The organism is Mucilaginibacter sp. CAU 1740, from assembly GCF_039839285.1.
In the GTDB taxonomy this organism is placed as follows: Bacteria; Bacteroidota; Bacteroidia; order Sphingobacteriales; family Sphingobacteriaceae; genus Mucilaginibacter.
The window spans coordinates 329,203-350,218 of record NZ_JBDOQS010000001.1 but is presented as its reverse complement, the minus strand read 5'-3'; the positions used below and the strand labels follow the sequence as shown (position 1 = coordinate 350,218).

The 21,016-nt window shown below is 42.8% G+C and carries 24 protein-coding genes; 8 read left to right on the top strand and 16 right to left on the bottom strand.

Annotation, left to right across the window (positions count from 1 at the left end; all coding sequences use genetic code 11):
- Nucleotides 1–3: 3 nt before the first annotated feature.
- A complete protein-coding gene (locus AAFN85_RS01590; RefSeq protein ID WP_347525202.1) occupies nt 4–552 on the bottom strand; it encodes a hypothetical protein in 549 nt (182 codons plus the stop codon).
- Between the two features lie 57 nt (nt 553–609).
- Here AAFN85_RS01590 and AAFN85_RS01585 point away from each other — a divergent pair, with 57 nt between their 5' ends.
- Both AAFN85_RS01585 and AAFN85_RS01580 read left to right on the top strand, forming a co-directional pair.
- Complete coding sequence (locus AAFN85_RS01585) at nt 610–732, top strand: hypothetical protein (RefSeq protein ID WP_347525201.1); 123 nt, start codon at nt 610–612, stop codon at nt 730–732.
- Between the two features lie 182 nt (nt 733–914).
- Nucleotides 915–1,484, top strand: coding sequence for a dihydrofolate reductase family protein (locus AAFN85_RS01580; protein ID WP_347525200.1), 570 nt, complete (start codon nt 915–917; stop codon nt 1,482–1,484).
- Nucleotides 1,485–1,591: 107 nt separating this feature from the next.
- Here the strand turns inward: AAFN85_RS01580 and AAFN85_RS01575 are convergent, their stop codons facing one another.
- Entirely contained in the window at nt 1,592–1,885 is a 294-nt protein-coding gene (locus tag AAFN85_RS01575) for an antibiotic biosynthesis monooxygenase (protein ID WP_347525199.1), read from the bottom strand.
- 137 nt (nt 1,886–2,022) lie between these two features.
- Between AAFN85_RS01575 and AAFN85_RS01570 the strand changes: the two genes are divergently transcribed.
- A complete protein-coding gene (locus AAFN85_RS01570; RefSeq protein ID WP_347525198.1) occupies nt 2,023–2,610 on the top strand; it encodes a Crp/Fnr family transcriptional regulator in 588 nt (195 codons plus the stop codon).
- 83 nt (nt 2,611–2,693) lie between these two features.
- On the top strand, nt 2,694–3,446 hold the full coding sequence (locus AAFN85_RS01565) for an SDR family oxidoreductase (RefSeq protein WP_347525197.1): 753 nt from the start codon (nt 2,694–2,696) through the stop codon (nt 3,444–3,446).
- A gap of 189 nt (nt 3,447–3,635) precedes the next feature.
- On the opposite strand, the gene AAFN85_RS01560 is transcribed toward AAFN85_RS01565, so the two are convergent.
- Nucleotides 3,636–4,001 (bottom strand): nuclear transport factor 2 family protein, encoded by a 366-nt coding sequence (locus AAFN85_RS01560; protein ID WP_347525196.1) that lies wholly within the window; start codon nt 3,999–4,001, stop codon nt 3,636–3,638.
- Nucleotides 4,002–4,096: 95 nt separating this feature from the next.
- Between AAFN85_RS01560 and AAFN85_RS01555 the strand changes: the two genes are divergently transcribed.
- Nucleotides 4,097–5,011, top strand: a complete 915-nt coding sequence (locus AAFN85_RS01555) for an AraC family transcriptional regulator (protein WP_347525195.1) — start codon at nt 4,097–4,099, stop codon at nt 5,009–5,011.
- A 118-nt stretch (nt 5,012–5,129) separates the two neighbouring features.
- On the top strand, nt 5,130–6,008 hold the full coding sequence (locus AAFN85_RS01550) for a winged helix-turn-helix domain-containing protein (protein ID WP_347525194.1): 879 nt from the start codon (nt 5,130–5,132) through the stop codon (nt 6,006–6,008).
- 95 nt (nt 6,009–6,103) lie between these two features.
- Here AAFN85_RS01550 and AAFN85_RS01545 read toward each other — a convergent pair whose 3' ends face one another.
- From AAFN85_RS01545 to AAFN85_RS01490, 12 genes are all read right to left on the bottom strand, one after another.
- Nucleotides 6,104–6,532, bottom strand: a complete 429-nt coding sequence (locus tag AAFN85_RS01545; protein WP_347525193.1) for a VOC family protein — start codon at nt 6,530–6,532, stop codon at nt 6,104–6,106.
- A 30-nt stretch (nt 6,533–6,562) separates the two neighbouring features.
- Nucleotides 6,563–7,060, bottom strand: a complete 498-nt coding sequence (locus tag AAFN85_RS01540; protein ID WP_347525192.1) for an SRPBCC domain-containing protein — start codon at nt 7,058–7,060, stop codon at nt 6,563–6,565.
- Nucleotides 7,060–7,377: a metalloregulator ArsR/SmtB family transcription factor gene (locus AAFN85_RS01535; RefSeq protein WP_347525191.1), complete on the bottom strand. Its 318-nt coding sequence runs from the start codon at nt 7,375–7,377 to the stop codon at nt 7,060–7,062. Before AAFN85_RS01535 ends, AAFN85_RS01540 begins: the two co-directional genes overlap by 1 nt.
- 146 nt (nt 7,378–7,523) lie before the next feature.
- Nucleotides 7,524–9,188: a serine hydrolase gene (locus AAFN85_RS01530; protein WP_347525190.1), complete on the bottom strand. Its 1,665-nt coding sequence runs from the start codon at nt 9,186–9,188 to the stop codon at nt 7,524–7,526.
- Between the two features lie 105 nt (nt 9,189–9,293).
- Nucleotides 9,294–10,067 (bottom strand): AraC family transcriptional regulator, encoded by a 774-nt coding sequence (locus AAFN85_RS01525; protein ID WP_347525189.1) that lies wholly within the window; start codon nt 10,065–10,067, stop codon nt 9,294–9,296.
- Between the two features lie 414 nt (nt 10,068–10,481).
- Entirely contained in the window at nt 10,482–10,730 is a 249-nt protein-coding gene (locus AAFN85_RS01520) for a hypothetical protein (protein WP_347525188.1), read from the bottom strand.
- A gap of 204 nt (nt 10,731–10,934) precedes the next feature.
- On the bottom strand, nt 10,935–11,858 hold the full coding sequence (locus AAFN85_RS01515; protein WP_347525187.1) for a helix-turn-helix transcriptional regulator: 924 nt from the start codon (nt 11,856–11,858) through the stop codon (nt 10,935–10,937).
- A 15-nt stretch (nt 11,859–11,873) separates the two neighbouring features.
- Nucleotides 11,874–12,800 (bottom strand): NAD(P)H-binding protein, encoded by a 927-nt coding sequence (locus AAFN85_RS01510; protein WP_347525186.1) that lies wholly within the window; start codon nt 12,798–12,800, stop codon nt 11,874–11,876.
- 7 nt (nt 12,801–12,807) lie between these two features.
- On the bottom strand, nt 12,808–13,077 hold the full coding sequence (locus AAFN85_RS01505) for a hypothetical protein (RefSeq protein WP_347525185.1): 270 nt from the start codon (nt 13,075–13,077) through the stop codon (nt 12,808–12,810).
- Entirely contained in the window at nt 13,016–13,699 is a 684-nt protein-coding gene (locus AAFN85_RS01500; RefSeq protein WP_347525184.1) for an NAD-dependent epimerase/dehydratase family protein, read from the bottom strand. The genes AAFN85_RS01505 and AAFN85_RS01500 overlap by 62 nt, the downstream gene beginning before the upstream one ends.
- A 99-nt stretch (nt 13,700–13,798) precedes the next feature.
- Nucleotides 13,799–14,674 (bottom strand): alpha/beta hydrolase, encoded by an 876-nt coding sequence (locus AAFN85_RS01495; protein WP_347525183.1) that lies wholly within the window; start codon nt 14,672–14,674, stop codon nt 13,799–13,801.
- 176 nt (nt 14,675–14,850) lie between these two features.
- Entirely contained in the window at nt 14,851–15,396 is a 546-nt protein-coding gene (locus AAFN85_RS01490; protein WP_347525182.1) for a hypothetical protein, read from the bottom strand.
- A 193-nt stretch (nt 15,397–15,589) separates the two neighbouring features.
- Between AAFN85_RS01490 and AAFN85_RS01485 the strand changes: the two genes are divergently transcribed.
- On the top strand, nt 15,590–16,618 hold the full coding sequence (locus tag AAFN85_RS01485; protein WP_347525181.1) for a hypothetical protein: 1,029 nt from the start codon (nt 15,590–15,592) through the stop codon (nt 16,616–16,618).
- An 11-nt stretch (nt 16,619–16,629) separates the two neighbouring features.
- Nucleotides 16,630–16,923 (top strand): hypothetical protein, encoded by a 294-nt coding sequence (locus tag AAFN85_RS01480; protein WP_347525180.1) that lies wholly within the window; start codon nt 16,630–16,632, stop codon nt 16,921–16,923.
- 138 nt (nt 16,924–17,061) lie between these two features.
- Here AAFN85_RS01480 and AAFN85_RS01475 read toward each other — a convergent pair whose 3' ends face one another.
- A complete protein-coding gene (locus AAFN85_RS01475) occupies nt 17,062–20,718 on the bottom strand; it encodes an ABC transporter permease (RefSeq protein ID WP_347525179.1) in 3,657 nt (1,218 codons plus the stop codon).
- Nucleotides 20,719–21,016 lie beyond the last annotated feature (298 nt).

The window sequence follows — 21,016 nt, the reverse complement described above, 5'->3', positions numbered from 1 at the left end:
TACTCAAATCATCTTCTGGTTCGCGGCGTCCTTCAGCGCCGTCATTTCATTATAAAGGTCCAATTGCTTTTTTCTAACACTCAACGTTCCTAATATTAGGCTTGCAGATGTTGGCAACCCGATCAGCAAGCTTGTATGATCATTCCCATCGTATAAAAGATGGACCAATACATTAACAATCAGCAAAACTATTACCGATATGATAATGGCAGAACCAAATCCTTTCATTAAAAGAGGCTTAGCAGGTATTATCCCGGCATTTAAGCTGTGCAGTTTCTCATATATCTGAACCCCCGTAATTGTTTTTGCTGTTGTAAAACCACCTTCATCTGAAAACAATATCAACTTGAGCTTCTTTCTATTTTTGAAGTTCAAAATGAAAGTGCAGGTTTTAGCAGACCCTGAGCTTAATTCGCATGAGCTGATATCTGTATAAAAAAACAGGTACTGCTCTCTCAATTTATTGGTTTTAATATCGCGAATTTCAATAAAAAGCTTTTCCCCAAATTTGAAGACAATGTTTTTGGTCAGCTTTTTAATGGTTATGAGCATACCGGCAAAATATGATATGAATACAACCGCGCAGACAACTATTTTAACAGACTGGCTTTGCTCCGAATATGTGCAAAAAAAGTACAGGAAAGTACCCAGCAAAGCCATTGCGCCGAAAAAGGCAAGTATGTAACGGTAATGAAGCTGAACTTTGGTTTCAATAATATCCATTTAATATAACCTTAATGGGTCTGGGGCTTAATTGGGCAATAATAATACATTATTGAAAAAAACATCCTATCCGGCAATCAGCTTCACATCAAGTTACTGGTGATAAATGCCCGACACAAGTCGCAACCACCCCTCATTGGCGCTGCTCATCCTGTATAACTTTGGTTTATAATTAAAACTAAGAAAACACGATGAGAAAGATCAGGATTTTTGAACATATCTCGCTGGATGGCGTGATAGAACACGATGGAGATTACATTTACGGCGCATGGACAACACCTTACAGAAGCCCTGCCGGAGCAGCTATGCTTTTAGATGCTTATGGCCCCAACTTCGACCTACTGCTTGCCCGCAACACCTATGATATATTTAGCAAATTTTGGCCTAATGCCGGCGACTTCCCGATGGCCAATGCCATAAACGCGGCAACCAAATACATTGTAACCCACCAACCCGAAAGCCTGAAATGGGGGCCTGTTGAAGGCTTAACGGAAAACATTACCGAAGCTATCCTCAACCTCAAATCAACCGACGGGCCGGACCTGATCGTCGTAGGAAGTTCAACTTTAACATCATTGCTGCTTGAACAGGGATTGGCCGACGAAGTAGTGCTGATCACCTACCCTATTCTACTCGGCAAAGGCAAACGCATATTATCAGACAGCATCAATGCCCAGGAACTTGCTTTTGTTGATACCAAGACAACACCTACAGGCCTACTATTAACTACTTTTAAATACGTTGGAGCATTAAAAAAATAATCGTCCTTAAGCTGTATAAACTCAATCACCTTCTGAAATTACAACAAAAGCCCCCCGGACGATATTTTGAGGGCTTTTTTTGTTTTGTGCAGATAAGGTGATGTGCCCTACTTAACCGCCAACAGATCCACTTTTTCAATTACCGGATCAGCGGCCAGCAATTCGGGTGCTTTAGCCATCAGCGCTTTGGCAATCTCGCCGACCAAATGCGTATCGCGGCCGGCTTCATCCGCAAAAGTATCGAAAATACCAAACGTAGATGGGCCGATTTGAAGGGCGTACCAACGGACAGTCTCTGTTTCGGCCTGGGCCAACGGCAGGGCGCTTTTTATAAAATCAGCTACTTCCTGTTCTTTACCCGGCTTAGCTTCCAGCCGGGCGAGTAAGGCAAATTTTTCCATGATAGTTATTTATTAACTCCAGTCAGGATCGGTCCTGATGGCAGATGGCAATATTACTTAGCCCTAACACTTAAAATGCGTGAACTGGTTCACTAAAAACGCTTCCCGAAAATTATGTTAATTTGTATTTTAATACGATGGAAGACCTTTCCCGCTTTATTGAAAATATCAATCGCAAAACCCAACTTTCGCCCGAAAATATGGAGCGGCTTATCGCTGCATTCAAAGTGGTGAAGATCAAAAGAAAACAATTGATCATCCAGCCCGGCTTTGTAGCTAAATACCGCATCTACATATTGAAAGGTGCTTTTCATTCATATGTGATAGATGATAAAGGCAACCAGCATACCATACAATTCGCGGTGGAAGACTGGTGGCTTTCGGACTATAACAGCTATATCCATCAAACCCCGGCCACGCAATTTGTAGAGGCGTTGGAAAATAGTATCATATTTCAGATCGATCACCAGGCCGAGCAGCAACTTAAAAACGCCAATTGGGAATTAGCTACTCTGTTCAGGCTAATGGCTGAGCATACAGCGGCTTACCTTGCAAGGCGCACCGTATCTAATTTAACACAAAACGCCGAAGAGCGGTATAATGAGTTTATTGCCAGATACCCGCAAGTGTTACAACGCCTGCCGCAATATGTACTCGCCTCTTATCTGAACATGACCCGCGAATTTTTATCGAAGATCCGTAACGATAAAGTGCGAAAAAAGTGAACCAGTTCACACGTTTTTCATAAGCTACTTCATCGTTCTGCAAGTGCCATTACCCTCAACTTTGTGATATAAAATTTAATGTTATGTCACAAAAATTGAACAATAAAGTAGCCGTTATTACCGGGGGTACCAGCGGCATTGGTTTAGCCATTGCAAAACGTTTTGCACAGGAAGGTGCTAAAGTAGCCATCACCGGCCGCAATCAGCAAACCATTGATCAGGCAGTTGCCGAGATCGGCCCTAATGCACTGGGTATCCAGGGTGATGTTTCCAAAACAGCCGATCTGGCCCGCATCTATCAAACCGTAGCCAACCAGTTAGGTAAAGTAGATGCGCTTATAGTTAATGCAGGTGTTTATGTTTTAGGCCCGCTGGCAGATTTTACCGAAGATCAATTTGACCAGGTAAGCGATATCAATTTTAAAGGTGCTTTCTTTTCGGTACAAAAAGCTTTGCCTGTATTAAACGATGGCGCATCGGTGGTGCTTGTTTCTTCAACAGTTAATGAAAAGGGTATCCCTAACCATGCAGCTTATTCGGCAACTAAGGCAGCGGTCCGCTCTCTGGCCCGTAGTTTTTCTGCCGATCTGCTCGACCGGAAAATACGTGTCAACACTTTAACTCCCGGCCCTGTTGATACACCGGTATTTGCTTCGGTAACCGGCAGCGCTGAAGAGGCTAATGCAATGAAAGAAGCTATGGGAAATTTCACGCCGGTTAAACGCGTGGCCTCTTCAGATGAGTTGGCCGCGGCAGCTCTTTACCTCGCATCAGAAGACTCGGCCTTTATGCTGGGTGCCGAGCTTTTACTGGATGGCGGTCTGCGTGATCTTTAAAGATCAATGTTTTGGTGGGGCTGGTGGAATAAATTTTCATACAGCCTCCTTACAAACTACAAAAGCCGCTTTGCAAATGCAGAGCGGCTTTTATGGCATTAGGAACGCATGCAGTGCACAGAATAAAAAAACTCAATAGATGACTGCAAATGGACAATATCAGTTCCCATTTACGCATCTGCGGTTGAACTAATAGAAAAAGGTTTCAGAAACTATTTTATCGTCCTTCACGCCAAAAACCGCGATCTCTGCCACCTGCACCCGCTGGCCATTTTTAAATGTCATATCCCTGCCCATGGCTACACTAAAATAGTCGCCGCCAACTACGGGTTCACTACTGAAGAAGCTGTGTACTTCTGCTATCATTTCCTGCCTGGCTTTTGATTTGGCTAACACGGCCTCAATACCCTTGGTTACCGTTGGTACGCCTATGGCCAAAGCATGCTCAGGTTCGGTACAAACAATATCGGCACTATATAATTGTTGATAGATCTCTGCTACCTGCCTTTTTTGAAAAAGTTCGTTATAACGATCAGCTAATTCTTGAGTTGTCATTTTCTTGATTATTTAATAACACAAAAGTATCTGGCCAATCAACACTTAAAACGCTAAAAAGTACTATATATTTGCTCAATAGTATCAATTTACAGATGGACGCTTTAAGTACCATATTAAATGCAATTAACCTTAAAAGTGTTGTTTACAGCAAATTTCCACTTGCTGCCCCCTGGGGCTTAGATATTGTTAAGGATGAAAATTCGCAATTTTGGAGATTGGTGAGCGGTAATTGTATGATCGGCTCACCGGATGGTAGTATTATAGAAATGGCGGAAGGCGATCTGGTATTTGTCCCCCATGGTAGTGCCCATTGGATTGCCGATAAATCTACAAGCTTACGGATGCCATCGCCCCAATTTGTTAAACACCGCAGGGATGGGATCCCTGTTTTTAACAGAGATGGTGATATAACCATGCTCATAGCAGGTCACTTTGAGTTTGACTATCATCCCTTGCACCCTTTTTTAAAGGATTTGCCAGCAATTATTCACATCAGGCAGTACGCAACAGAAAACCAGGTTTTATTAAAGCAGGTTACACAATTAATGCTGGAAGAACTCAACAATGATAGACCAGGAAGCAGTGTGGTGCTGAAAAACCTGTCGGAAATTATGTTTATCCATATTATTAGGGCCTATATGGAGCAAGCTCCGCCAAATACCGGCTTTCTTTCGGCATTAAATGATTCAAGGATCAGCAAGGCACTAAAGCTGATGCAGGACTCTCCACAACACGATTGGACTTTAGAATCCCTGGCATTGGAGATCGGCATGTCGCGCTCCGTTTTTTTCAATACGTTTAAAAAAATGGTGCATGAAACACCCTTAAGCTACCTTACCAACTGGCGCGTAAGGCAGGCGCAAAAGCTATTAATAACCGAAAACGGCAACATATCCGAAATCGCAGCAAACGTTGGCTATCAATCAGAATCTGCCTTTAACCGGATCTTTAAATCGAAAATAGGGCAAACTCCTGCTATGTACAGGCGAAGTAAGCTTTCCAGATAATTTCCGGTAAAGCAGGTTGTTTGACGAAATTAGTTTGATATTTTTCGTGCCTGTAAATCAGGATTATAAATAAAAATGCAAACTTTGTAAATAAAAAGTAAACGTGATGGCTAATAGTATGAACCTACTTATTGGGAAGCGAAAATACCTGTTGGGGTTGATGGCACTCTGGTTTATCACTATGATCTGCGTGGCCTTTAGCATCACTGACAATGGCGACTTTGACAAAGCCAGACGGGAAGTTTTGCTCCGAAAGATAGGAGATGAATTGCTCTCACAATCGGGCGATTTAACTTCGAGGGTACTTCCGGTAAAAAAGATAGCCGAAAATGAATACCAGATCAGCTTTGAAAATGAACTTACTTTTCAACCAGACTCGCTGGTGAATACTACCCGGCGTGTGCTGGCTTCGGACCCGCTTGCAAATGATTACGTGGTTAACATTATAAAATGCGGCAACTCTGGCGTAGCCTATGGATATGCCATATCTCAAAACAAAAAAGATGATATCATAGCTTGCAAAGGAAGGAAACAGCCCAAAGCATGTTACATAGTTGATATTAAGTTTAAACCCGCAGGATTAAATTTCACGAAAAATGGATATGTTTTGGGCAGTCTGCCATTTTTAGCATTTATTGGTTTTATCGCTTTCAGAGCAGGCAAACCCCGGAAAAGCTTACCTGATAATCAACCTGCCAAAATACGCTCTATTGGCTCAGCCCAGTTTGATACACAAGAAAAGCAACTGGTAATAAACGGCCAAACTACAGACCTGACAGGAACTGAAACTCGTTTATTGCTCATTTTTGCATCATCGCCTAATGAAACTATAGCGAGAAGCCGCCTGCAAAAAGAGATCTGGGAGGATGAAGGCGTTATTGTAGGCCGCAGCCTGGATATGTTTATATCAAAACTCCGGAAAAAGTTGGAATCCACTCCTGACGTTAACATTGTTGTTGTACGCGGCAAGGGATATAAGCTGGAGGTTAATTGTTAGGAGGCTGACAAAGCGGTTAAGACTTACGAAGTTTTAAAAACTTCGTAAGTCGGGATGCTACAACCTGTGTAGGCAAGAAGCAATAACTCTATGGGCTATAAACCCGGATCAAACTCCACAATCCATTCAATACCATATTTATCCCTGAACATACCGGCATAAGTACCCCATGGACTATCGCCAATTGGGCCTTCAACTTCCCCGCCTGCCGATAGGCCGTTAAAAACATGCTCAGCTTCCTCACGGCTTTCGGTAACCACATAAATTTTTGAGCGGTTCTCGTTTTCGCTCACGCGGCCCATAAATTCCGGAACATCGTTGGCTACCAACACATTGCTTTTACCAATTGGCAGGGCAATGTGCATTACTTTATCTGCCTCATGTTCGGGAACCTGAAATTCCTCGCTGGCCAGGTCTTTAAAGCGGACTATCTTGCTGAACTCGCCGCCAAAAACTGATTTGTAAAAAGTGAATGCTTCTTCGGCGTTGCCGTTGAAGTTGATCCAGGGATTGATTGCTCTCATGATTTTTATTTTTAGTTGATTTTGTTTCGGTTAGTTTTGTTTTGAAGCGGCGAACAGCTCGTCGAGGTTTTTAAGCATCATGGTAAAGCCTATTCTGAAGCCTTCCATTATGCTCTGCATCCGCTCGAGCGATTCATTATAGATGGTGATATACACCTTGGTTATGCCATCTTCCTCGCTGAAGTTGTAATCCCATTCAGAACCAACCGGTTCTGGGTTTTCGTCTTTATCAGCAAACGAATTATAGAGTTTAAAATTGGTTTTCGGGGTGATAGAAGTATATTTCTGAAACACCCATTTCTCCACCCCGTCCGGGCTGATCATGGCGTAAAACCTTTTGCCGCCAACTGTAAAATCCATGTATTTGGTTTTGCTGCGCATTGGCGCAGGTGCCGCCCATTGGTCAAGGATCTCGGCTTTAGTAAAAGCGTTCCATACCAAATCGATCCCGGCATCAAACTCGCGGGTTATGTATACCGTTTTGGCGGCTTTGTCAACATTGAAATCAAATAGCAAATCGTTTTTCATTATTTCTGTTGCTTAAGTGTTGATAGTACTTTATCCAATTGATTAAATTGGGTTTTCCAGCTTTCCCTGAACTGGGCTAACCAGTGGTCAAATTCCTGCATCTTTTTGGCGTTAAAATGATAATAAATTTCCCTGCCCGAAGGTTCGGGTTTGATCAAATCGCACTCCTGTAATACTTTAATATGTTTTGATACGGCCTGGCGGGTCATGTCAAACTTTTCGGCCATGGCATTGGGCGTCAAGGCCTGTATGGCTATTAAAGTTAAAATAGCCCGGCGCGTAGGATCGGCAATGGCCTGGAATATATCTGGTTTCATTTTGAATATGCAACTTCTGAGTTGCGAATATATATGCAACTTTTTAGTTGCGCAAATTTATTTGAGAAAAAGTTTTGGGGATTTCAATAAATACATGTTCGCCTACCGCAACAGCAGTCAAAACGCTTGTGAGATCATAAGGGAAATTAATAGGCCCTAATCCATATTAACACGTTGTTTATTATAGCCTGGTTAAACTTTCCCTCATTATTTGCAATGAATTTTAAATGCATCGGCAAATCAAAATTATAAAACTCATTGTCGGCAATTTGGGATAGCTCAATAACGCCGCCTTCATTATCTGTAAGTTTTAATTTATTCCCTGCGCCGCTTACTATCATGAAAACATCTTTTCTGTCTTTTTGCACAAACTTGCCGGCGAAGATTTGTACAACCTTTGGGGTAAGCTTATACGGATAGTTTAAACTTTTGATACGAAATACCGCGTTTGTGTTATTTGTATCCAGTTTCAATGAACGCTGGAAATTCTCGATAGCCAATTTCTTGTTACCAATATCCATCCAAGCCTCGGCATAACTATCATACGCCATAGTACTATTCGGGAACAATCTAATATTTTGCTTAAAAATACTTAGTGCACGCGCAAATCGCTTTTGTTTTAATAACACGTATCCATAGCCATTTATGTCTCCTTCTGAAAACTGATAACCAGAGCGTTGCATCCCACTAAATAGTTGGGATGTATTAGCCCAACCCATCTTCCGTAAAAGATCATACAGGTGGCTCATAGTTTCCGGATAAGTATAGCCTATATTAAGCCACTTCATAGCCCAAAGCTTTTGTTTGCCCAATATTAAATTTACAACTTGATCGGCTATTTTAAGGGCGGATTGACCGCGCGTAAAAAAAACAAGGCTCTCCTTTGTTTTCGGATAGGCTATAAAAAAGGAATAAAAATCATCACCATAATTACCCCATTGCCAAATGGCCTTTCCTTTTTCATTCTGCTGCAGGCCCAACCCAAGCCCCCAGCTTACATATTGATCAGCCACCGAAACCGGACTATTAAATCGTTGCGCATCACTTTGTTTAGTGAACATTTGTTTTTGTGTTTCAGGCTTCAAGTCTTTACCTGCTAAAAGTGCTGTCAAAAACCGGTTATAGTCTTCGGAAGTGGTAAACAGCGTAAATGCAGCATTGGGCGAAAGCCATGCGAAATTTAGGGGATCTTCGCCCAGCAAGTTTTTATCCATGGTAGGAGTTTGCACGTACGTGCTATTTTTCATTCCTAAAGGAGAAAAAACCTCTTCGCGCATAATCTGCTCAAAAGGCTTATTCAAAAGCGACTCAACAACTTTTTGTAAAAACCAGAACCCCTCACCCGAATAAGCAAACGACCTGCCCGGTTCAAACAGCAAATCGGCCTTGATATCTGCCGAAGGCTTTAACTCGCCCAAACCAGAGGTATGGCTTAACACCATCCTTGCAGTGATCTTTTTAAATCCAGGATTTGCCGGATCAAACCTAACGTAGTTCCCTATATAATTTAATAGCGGTGTATCGAGAGCGATAACGCCCCGGTCATATAATTTCATTACCGCATAGGCAAATACACATTTACCTAATGAACCAGCCCTCAAAACGGTGGTTTTGGTTAAAGGTTTTGTGTTATGTTCTTTCCCCGTTCCTACTACATAGGTAACAACCTTACCGTTTTTATTATAGGTCAGTTGCAGCCCGGGAAGGTTCGCGTCTTCGATCAGGTTTTTTAAAGATTGTTCCCGGTTTTGCGCCGTAGCTTCGAACTTGGCAAACAACGCGATCAAAAATAAAAGGATTGCTTTTTTCATTGGTTAAGTTTTTGATGCCTTTAATTAAATACGGCACAATAGTAACCACTAAGCAATTGCGTGTCGTCCGGATCTATCCAGTCGGACGCCTTGATTCCTTGTATTTCAAGAATGAACAGGGGTAATTAAGCCTTGCTTGCTTTTATTGATAAATTGAGTTGGCGACAGGCCTGTTTCCTTTTTAAAAGCGCTGTTAAATGTAGATTTTGAATTGAAGCCAGAATTGTAAGCAATGCCGATTATGTTAAAATGCTTGAGATCTTCAGATATTAAAAGCTTTTTTGCTTCCGCGATCCGGTAGGAATTAATGAACGTAAAAAAAGTCATATTAAACCCGTTGTTAATAACATACGAAAGATCGTGACTTGAAACCTCCATCATACTGGCAAGCTGCGGTAATGTAATATCATGCTGGAGATAAACCCTTTCTGTTTCCATTATTTGTAGCAGCCTGGTTTTATAAACCGACATTATTTCCGTTGTAAGCCGGGGAGTATTTATTTGTTCCTGTTCTGCAATAAATAGCTCATCTATTTCCCGGAGTTTCGAAACTTCAAATGGATATATTTCTTTCTGCGCAATAACATAGTATCCTAAACAAAGAACCATCCCTAAAACAACTATGGGCCTGTACTGCTCAATCCAATTAAAACTAAAAAATATACCGGCGTACCAAAGAATCAAGATAGAACTTACAATATATAACAAGTATTTTAGCCAGTTTAGGTTGATCGCGTTTATATCGGCATTAATTAATTTGATATTATTTTGATGCCGGACCAACACAATAACCGCCAGTGTAATGCTATAGCACATTTGCACTATCAACAGAACAAACAAACATAAAGGAAGCCAGTGTTTTAAGCCTACTGATAACATATCCTGATAAGACTGAAATGAATTATCTGCGCTTTTAAAAAACGGTACAGTAAATACAAATAAGAGAAACACAGGAACAAAATGGATATAATCCTTTAACCGGGACGTCCTGTTTGGAAAAGTATAATAGCACACCACAAAATATAGTGCAGGAGCTATCGTTAGTCGTGCCAGTTCTGTAAAAACTAAAAGATAATGATAATGGAGCTGAGCGTTTTGTTGAAGAATTAATGAATTAACCATTAAAAGCCCCGCGGATAAAAAAAACAAAGCAAACCAACGGTTCGCTTTATGATTTACCTTGAGAGGGTTAAAGAGCGTTATAAGAAATAATTGAAAAAAGCTAATACAGGTTATTACATCCGGAATCATAGTAATTTACACTTGTGACCAAAATATTCTTAACGCTTCCCCCTACCTCAATCCCCTCTCCTTCACCAACCTCTCCACCTCCCTATTCCTAACTTTATTCTTAGCCGCAATAGGCACATAGATCAGCGGAAGAAAAGTAAGCCAACCAAAGCCATTTCTAACAGCACTATAAACGGCAACGCCTATCAAAAAGCCAAAGATGGCGGCATCGTAAATGTTATTGGTTTTGATTTTTTTGGCTTCCAGTAGTAGTTCTTCGTTGGTTAAATCGGCCGGTGCTTTTTGTTTCATGGATGTGATATTCGTTAACGGTTAAATGCAGATAGCAGTTTGCAGGCCACTATTTACATTACAAGTTTACTAAATAAAACAACCTTCCCCGCCGGGGAATAAAACAAAACCGCCAATAACAAAAATAGAGCGGTACGAAAACCGCTCTATTTAAATATGGGTAAACTAAGTTTAAATCAACCTAACAAAACCTCAGCCCATCCTTCAATTAAACGAGTGCCGAAACTCCAATGGCGAAAGGTTGGTTTTGGTTTTGAACAGTTTACTGAACGATTGCAGGTGTTCAAACCCCAGTTCATAGGCTATCTCACTTACGGTGAGGGTTGTTGTTGAAAGCTTTTCTTTAGCCAGATCTATCAGTTTGTTGTGCAGGTGTTGTTGGGTATTTTGCCCTGTTAATGATTTGAGTAACCCGCTCAAATAACCGGGTGAGATGTTCAGGCTTTCGGCAATAAAGGTAACGCTGGGCAGGCCTTTTTGCGCAAGGGCTCCGCTGTTAAAATAACCAGCAAGCAAATCTTCCAGTTTGGTTAAAATTTCGTGACTGGCAATTTTGCGGGTAATGAACTGTCGCTGGTAAAACCTTTCCGAATAGGTTAACAAAAGTTCCAGTTGCGCAATGATCACACTTTGGCTAAAACGATCGATATTGGCGTTGTACTCCTGCTCAATATTTTGCGTAATGGTGCTGAGCATCACTTTCTCTTTATCAGAAAGGTAAAGCGCCTCGTACACCGAGTAACCAAAAAACTCGTATTGTTTAATGTTTTTAGCGAGGGGCGTGTTCCACAAAAAATCCGGGTGAATGAGCAGCATCCACCCTTCGGGGCGGTGCATTTCATGGCCTTTTTCTATCTCCATACCAAACACCTGACCGGGCGACATAAAGAACAGCACGCCTTCATCAAAATCGCTGGCCTGCTGGCCGTATTTAAATTTGGCATGCTTCACCCTTTTCATCGATACCGAATAAAAATCATAAATAAGGCTGAAAGATCCCTCTGCCAAAGGCCGCGTCAAATCGGCCATGTTTACCAAGCTTATCAGCGGATGTGCCGGCGCAGGTAGGCCCGCGGCCCGATGATATTCCGTAATGGTATGAAAGCGATATAGCTGCTGGTTGCTCATTTTACTTAAAGTTCGTTATTTCTGCTGATAAACCGCGGCAAACTCCTGCGCAAAGTCAGCAAGTTTTACTTTACCCATTTTAGTATTGGCTTTATGGAAATTTTCGAGCGTTTTGCCGCTGTGCATCGCCGCGCCCATTTCAACAAGCGTTTTCGCTAATTTTTCGGGCACTTTAGCCATCTTCAGTCCCTGCAGCATGTCTTTGTCTGAAAGCAATACCCATTTAAGCCAGGGCTTGCCTATTGCTGTGCCAATAATTTTTGCAGCCTGGTTGCAGGTCATTTCCTCGCTGCCTACATAACGGATGGTTTTTTCTTCGGGCGATAACATTAGTTCTTCGGCAACCGCATCGGCTATATCTTTTGGCGATACGAAAACAATGCGGTCGTCGCCCCCATAATTGCCCATTAACAAACCTGTTTTGCCGGTTAGTAGTGCCCAAATGCCTAAGTAACGCAAGGTGAGGAATTTCCCGATAAACCCTTTCCCCCTGATCAAATCTGCAGACTGGTAAAAATTAGTGTAGAAAGAAGCCGGGCGCATGATGGTTATGGAAGCGTCAAGGCCATCAAACAAATACTCTACCCCCTCGTCTTTCACAAAGTCGGCTGCCCAGCCGCTTAACAGTACAACGCGCCTAGTGCCCGCGTTTTTAAAGGCAGTGATATAGTTTTGCGCTATCCTATGCATGTAAACGCCCAGATCTGGCTCGGTAAAGCTTAGCGGGATCATGGCATAAACCGCGTCCGCGCTTTTAAACGTTTCGGTTAAAAAACCGGCATCTTCCATCGATCCGATTGCTGCCCTCGCTCCTGCTTTTTCAATGGTTTGCTGTTTAGCCCGGTCGCTGCTTATTACGGTTACATCGTGCCCGCCGGCAACCAAATTGAGTGTTAGTGGGAAACTAATGTTTCCCACCGAACCTGTTACTACAATTTTCATCTTCCGGTTATTTGGTGTAGATACCGTTTGCAATATCTTCCAGCAAAGCCGGGCCGATTGGCTTCCAGTTTAATGTTTGCTGCGTCCACTCGCTTGATGCTGGGCAGTCGATAGCGGCCATATGCGCGAACCAGCCAAAATGTTCGGCCGCTGCTTGGGGCGCTATTGAAACTACCGGCAAATTCAGTTCTTTACCTATCGCTTCGGCTATTGATTTAACGGTGATGGCTTCTTCGGCCGAGGCATGATAGCGGGGAGCAGGAGCCTCGTTTTCCAAAGCCAGGCGGAAAAGATGCGCGGCATCCATGCGATGCACAGCGTTCCAACGATTTGTACCCTCGCCGATATAGGCCGAAACCCCCTTTTTCGCGGGCAATATTAACAAGTATGGGAATAAATCCGTGCTTATCATCAAGCCCATGTACCGATGGCGATAAGCGAATTGCCGATGCCTTTACACCTTTAGCATCCACTTCATCAGCCGTTTGCTCTGAAGCGCGCGGCCAGCCCGGGCTAACCGGCGGAAGGATATCTTCGGTAGCTATTTGCCCCGGACTTACCAATGCAGTACCGGAGGCAACAATAAACGGACGATTAGAACCGGCCAATACATCGCCAATGGTTTCAATGGCGGTTTTATCTATCCGGCAAATTTCCTGCAGGCGGCTAAAATCATGCACAAACCCAACGTGGATCACGCCGTCGGCAGCGGCCGCGCCACTGCGCAGGCTTTCAATATCTTCAAGGTCGCCGCGGTGAACTTCGGCTCCCGCGGCTGTTAATTTTTGAGCTGATGCTTCTGAACGCGCCAATCCCAATACCTGGTGACCGGCATTAATAAGTTCCTGCACAATGGCAGTCCCGATGAAGCCTGTGGCCCCTGTAACAAATACTTTCATAGTTTGATCTTTTTGTTGATACAAAGATCAGGAGCTACAGGCAGGGCGATTTATCCAAATCTGCGTTTGGTTTAGCCAAAATCAATCGGCCTCAATTTGTTACTTCAAAAAGCTATTCAAATAACCCAATATCACATCAGTCTGCATCATCAAACCCACATGGCTTTGCGCAGGCACAATGGCCAGGTGCGATTTGGGCATCGGGGCCATATCGGCAGCTACTCCGCCGCCCAATAGTTTATAGGTTTTGGCCAGTTCAACTTTATCTATCCCATCGTTATCACCGGCAATGATCAACACCGGCGCGGTGATCTTAGCTATGTTATCATCCCCAAAATCAAACGGTTGCGGGGCGAAGACTATCATCTGCTCTATAAATTTTGTCCATTTGGTTTTATCGGGCGCTACGGAATCGTAGGCTACGTGCATTGGGGTTTTGTCAAAAAAATCGGGCTTGAAAGATTTGAAAGCCGCGGTTATTTCGGGGTTCCATCCTGTAGTTTTATAGGTTGATGAAATGATTACTAGTTTTTTTAACCGTTTAGGGCTTTGAATAGCAAATTTATAAGCTACCGAACCACCCATGCTGTAGCCAACTACATCGGCACTGTCAATTTTCAGGTAGTCCATTACGCCTTCCACATCGCGGGCCATGTTGGCATGGGTTAGCGGCCTGTCGGAATATGGGGTATGGCCATGGCCCTGCATCTCCAGGGCGATTACCTTCCTGGTTTTGGATAGTTGGGGGATTATTTGCGCCCAGTTGCCTTCAATGGTCATAAAAGCACCATGCAGCAATACGATGGGTTTGCCTTCGCCATATACTTCGTAGTAAACTTTAATACCGTTAACCGGCGCATAGCCGCTTTGTACAGGCTTGCTTTGCTGAGCGTTTGATTGAAACATGGTTATAAAAAGCAAGGTAATGATCAACACCGGGCGCAGAATACCAGATTGGTTAAATACTTTTTTCATAATTGTTTTCGATTTGATTGACAATACAAATATCATGGGTATTTAAACGCCCCGCACTGTGTAGAAACGACATGTTTAGGGGTAAATCGCGACAAGATCCGCAAACCCACTAATCCCTTTTTATCCTGCTACAAGTTCAAATACCAATGCCCAAACTCCGGAAGGATAATAGTTATCTATTGGTCAACAATTTGTTTATTAATGATCAACTTCCCTCTTTTTCTTTCCAACTTTCGTCGTTCCGATTTTGTCTTCTGTTCAGCTTTATTTTTATCTCCTGCAAAATGGATGTTGCCCCAGGCTAAGCGTGAGTTTGGATTAACCATTAAGCCTCTGTAAATACAGTCTTCATAGGGGCAATCGTGCTTGGAATAAGTACCGAAATTTCTGTGTTTAATCCGCTTGTCTTTTAATATTTTTTGCTGATTTTTAACTACATCCTCCCAGGCCTTCGCCCTATCAACCTTGGTAAGTTCAATACCTAAATTTGAAACAACTATAAATACATCGGGATCTTTGATCTGCAAAAAATCAAAACTCTTTTTAAATAATCTATGCGCATGTTCTCTTATTGCTATCTTTTCTTCGAGGGATAATTTGTCGTTTTCGGTAAGTGAACGGTACAAACCAAGCGTATTAAAATCAGTATATTTTTTGTGGTTGTTGATGTAAAAAATATACTCGTCGGGATTTAGCTCGTTAAATTTTTTGCCGATGATCATGCTTAGGTTTTGAGATTGGATTTAATGATACTGTATCGTAAATATAAAGAAAAGGTATTTAATACTTCTGTTCAATTTGCGTATTGATAAAGGCTATGCACAAAGTATGAAGCGGCCTTTGATTTGCTTATTATTAGCCGTATTTTCGGGAAGCATTGAAGTATGCCGCGTTTAACAATTACCTACCTAAACCATGAAAAATAAATTGATCTTAACTATTATTCTTTGTGCAAGTTCACTGAGCACCTTAATTGCTCAAATAAAAACACCGCCCTATGAAATCATAGTTGCTAACAATGGCTTTTACTCCACTGGCGGAATAAACTATACTTTTGTCGAGATATTCCTTAACAACAATAGCAATGAGACTCTTTATTACCGGGGAACGGATTGCTATAACTCTCTTTTTAATTTAGAGCCAACCCCCTATTTTCATTTAGCCACTGATATCTGCAAAAGCGGCGGGTATATCAAAACGGCCATACCACCGCATCGCTCACAAAAAATGAGGCTTTTTTTAACGATGGATAAAATGCCTGATAAAACCGTTTCGCTTGGCATTAGTATGAAATTATATAGATGGGCCGATGATAATAGCGATCAACAAAAACAACATCCATTATTGGGTAGGCTTACTGATACCATCATACTTTACTATAATCTGAAGCACGAAATTTCTCTACCCGCAGATGAGTCTCCATCAGTTGAGAGAAAGAAAAGCAGGATCCTTCTGAACAAAGATATTTATCAACTAACCGATAACGATCGCAAATTATACCCGCTAATCATTGATAAAAAGCACATCACTCAACCACATGATACCGTTACATATCTATTTAAAAATAATAAACGGGTTAAAGTAAAGATGAAGGTTATTAACGTTCCGGCATATATACGTAACGATAGTAATGATGAACTCCAGTTTTACTCCATGAGCTGTTCGTGGGACGAGTTTTGGGGAACCGATTGCAATGAGATCAAACTGCCCGGGTGGCTCTGCGAAAAAAATGTCACGAAGGTTATCACATTAGCACCGCACCAGGAATACAGGCGAACACTGATTATCACCTACGATTTGAGTGTAAAACGCGGCACCGAATATCGGATAAGCATGAGCCTTTTAAAGGTCCCGTTTACTGGAGATGGAGGTCTCTTTTCGCAAGATCCTTATGATTATGTGCGATATAACAAGCTCTGGAGCGGCACGGTAACTATTCAGTAAATTAGCCCTCAATGAAAACATTAGCCGAATTTAAAGCTTCACTAACTTCAACACAGCCAGCCAGCGGCTTACCCCCCCAACTCAAAGCCCTTTGGTACGATGGCAAAGGCGACTGGAACCAGGCCCACGCGCAGGTTGATCATTTAACCGACCGTTCATCGGCCTGGGTACATGCATATCTGCACCGTAAAGAAGGCGATATCTGGAACGCCGATTACTGGTACCGTCAGGCCAGGCAAACAAGGCCTGATGTTTCTTTGGATGAGGAATGGGAGCAATTAGTGGTGGAGTTTTTGGAAGATTAACAAACAAAATCGTCATGCTGAACTTGTTTCAGCACCTCACGTGATGAGCCGCTCGCTAAGCAAATCGGTTACTTGTCCTGTGGGGTGCTGAAATAAATTCAGCATGACGATTGGATAATTGTTGTAATAACGAGGCCTCTACTCACTCCGCAAACTCTTCACCGGGTTAGCCAATGCCGCCCTTACAGCTTTGTACCCAACACTTATCCAGGCAATAACCACCGAGGCCAGTATCGCCAAAATAAATATATCCGGACCGATGCTAATACGGTAGGTATAATCCTGCAGCCACTTATGCATAAAGTAGTAGCCTACAGGTGCCGATATGGCGAAGGCGATAATGATAAGCACAGTAAACTCTTTAGAAAATAAGTAAACAATATTCCCTACCGACGCCCCTAATGTTTTGCGGATGCCGACCTCTTTGGTGCGTTGCAGGGCCATGAACGATACCATGCCGTACAGCCCCAAACAAGAAATAAATATGGCTATCCCTGCGAATATTTTATATAAGGTGGATAGCTGATCCTCGTCGCGGTAAAAACTTTCAATTGTTTTATCCAAAAACTGGTATTCATACACTCCTTCGGGGAAAGTTTTGTTCCAAAGGTTATCGATGCCTGCGAGGGTTTGCTTAATGTTTTGGGGCTGAATTTTGATGTTCAGTTTGGAGTATTGCGATTTCCATGGCCCCATCAGCACCGGCGGGATAGTGTTGCGTAACGATCCGGTGTTGAAATCTTTCACTACCCCGGTAATTCGGGCGTTCAGCTTTTTGTCGTTCCAGAGCATAATGTATTTGCCAATGGCCTGCTTCGGATCGGTGATGCCGAGCTTGTGGATCAGGGTTTCATTTACTACGTAGCCGGATATGGTATCTGTTTGTTTGTATGGACCGCCTGCTACAAATTTAATATCGTATAAGCTGAAAAATTTAGCATCAGCCCATTTAAGACAGGCACCAAAATCAACCTGTTTGGCAGCATTATTAAATTTAAAATCGCTGAACCAGCCGTTAAAATCCGACGGGCCCGACCAGCTCACACTGATATCTTTAATTCCTGGCTGTTGCAAAAGCTGTTCTTTTAGCGCGTTTACCCTTAACCGGCTAATACTATCGGCAGGGAACGGCACGGTAACCACAGCATCTTTATTAAACCCAAGCGATTTGCTCCTGAAATAGTTCATCTGGTAAACGAGCACCAGCGTACCTATCACCAAAATTTGCGCTATACAAAACTGCGCCACTACCAGCACCCTGCGTAGCGAGATTCCACTGGCGCGACCGGCATTGATCTTATTCCTCAAAGCCTCTAACGGATTAAAGCCCGATAACACCAATGCCGGGTAAAAACCAGCCAAAAACGTAACGCTGATCACTACGCCCACTAAAAACAGTATCACCATCCCATCGGCCAGGAAACCACTGCTTAATTGAATTTCGAGTAGCTTATTCAGCATTGGTAAGGTTACCAAAGAGATGATCGAACCCAGCACAACGGCAAACAAAGTGATGATTAAAGTTTCTGTAATAAATTGCAATAGCAATTGGTAGCGGTTACTCCCCAAAACTTTACGGATGCCAACCTCTTTCGACCGGTTCACGGCCTGCGCGGTAGCGAGGTTAATGAAGTTAACACAGGCTATGATTAGCAGGAACAAACCTATCAAACTGATCATGCTGATCATCTGCTTGCTGAACGGGTGACCGCTATACACACCAACTTCCGTGTTGTAATGCATATCCTTGAGCGCCTGTAATTGGTAGATCTGGTTTTTATTGTAAGGCGGCGGGATATGTTTTTTGGCGAAAGCTGCCAACTGCGCATTAAATTGTTTTTCGTTTACATCGGGTGGTAAAATGATGTAGCAATTCCTATCGCCAAAAGTGCTGACCCAATCCTGCGCGTTGCCGCTTAGGTCGCCGTCTTTTTCAATGAGTGTAACCCATGATACGGCCAGCTTAATAGGGAAATCGGTATTTACCGGTGGATCTTCAAAAATACCGGTCACTTTAAGGTCGCGCCTATTTTCGTAGCGGATTGTTTTACCCATGGCCTTGTGCCAGTCGCCGAAAAATTTATTGGCTTCATCGCGGGATAGTACAATGGTTTTCGGATCGGCCAGAGCTGTATTTTTATCTCCGGCCAGCCATTTAAAATCAAACAGTTGAAAAAAGCCGGGGTCGGCATAATAGGCAAGGTCTTCCTTAAATTTTTTAAACGTACCGCTACCGCGCGCATCGCCAATAGTATAGTGCGAGCCATCATTTTTCATGATGTTGGCTGTTTGTTTTATCTGCGGAAAATCGAGCTTCAGCCCTTCTATCAGCGGCAATGGCGTACCCGAACCTGCGTGCGTACCATCGGCACCGCTGCTTACATTTACAATCCGATAAATGCGGTCTTTATTGGTATGATAGTTATCGAAACTGGTTTCGTACTGCACCACCAGGAAAATGAGCAAACAGGCAGCTATACCAATGGCCAATCCGGTAATATTAATAGAGGCATAGCTTTTATTGCGCTTAAGGTTACGCCAGGCTATTTTGAAGTAATTTTTAAACATAACGTAAGGATTTGATTTTTTAACGACCACGTTTTTAGTCGTTTCCTGGTTTAAAATTACTGTGCCGAAGCGGGGCTGGCGTTCCAAGTTATAATATGGTCGCTCTTTTTTCAGTTCTATTTTATATTCTGCGGGGCTTTTGCCGGTTAGTTGTTTAAAAGTCCGATTAAAGGTGGTTTTGGAGTTAAAGCCCGATTCGAAAGCGATGCCCAACAAGGTTAGGTGATCATAAGCTGGATCCTGCATTTTACGGGCGACATCCGCAACGCGGTATTCGTTGATCAAATCGTTAAAGCTTTTTTTGAGCACCGTATTGATGATGCGCGATAACTCGTTAGGGTGCAAATCAAGCTTTTCAGCCAGCGAGCGTAGGTTAAGTTCAGGGTCCTGGTAATATTGGTTGGCTTTCAGTACTTTTTTGAGCCAGGTACCTTTTTGCTTTGACTCTTCCGGAGGCGCAGGTTTATAAACCGGTGGCGTGATTGGTTGCAACGCGGCTTCCGGCCGTAAAAAAGCCGTACCTGCTGTGCCTATAGTTAAGATGGCTAAAAACAGGTAAAAAGGGTACCAGGCATGAAGGCCTAATTGGGTTGGATAGAAAAAACAACCAGCTACAGCAAAAAGCACCCAACACAACCACAGTATGCCGAGGCCTCCTAATTGCTGATGCAACCACTTCATTTGGTAACGGTACCTATCGCCATTGATAAATTTAATGCGGTGGTAAAAGTTTTCTATTTGTTTGTGGGATGCATACAGGTAGATGATAGCCGAAATAAAGACCAGCACCTGCAACACGGGATTTATCTGCTGATAGATCAACGTATCATAAGTGGCTTTCCCTGTTTCACTACTTTCGTTGATAGCCAACAGTTGAGCACCCAACTCCAACAATAAGGGAACAAAATGCAGCAACTGTTTATACCGGAATTGATATTGGGGCCGAGTTATTTTGAGTACATAGAAATAAATGAGCGGGCCAAATGCCATCGAAGACAGTAAAGGCAGCCGGCTCCAATTAGGGATATAAGTTGATAGCCCGATATCGATAGCTAACGCGCGGCCTATGTATAAAACAATAACCATCAGCGCCAGCGCCAAAAAACGGTTAGCAGTTTTGTTTTCTTTTTTGCCGAACCATAAAAGCGCGGCCGAGGCCAGGCCAAGGAAGATAGTTCCTAAAAAAGCCGGGTCGTAAGCGTTGATATGGAATGTGTAGGTTTTCAATCTGATTATTTAGCGCAATTGCTAAGCCAAAGTTATAAGTAATTGACATATAGATAATTTAATAAATTTTCAGGTTAAACTGTGTAATGGAAGCGGACGGGTAGGTGTGCGGTTTTGGATGCCATATCTCCCCACGTCATTGCGAGGTACGAAGCAATCCCCGACTTTACAGGGCGGATTTGATTAGCCTCTCTGCCTATTTGGGATTGCTTCGTACCTCGCAATGACGTCCTTTGGATATTTTAACAAAAAAATACGCCCCGGCATGCCATAACATACCGGGGCGTAAAACTTTAAA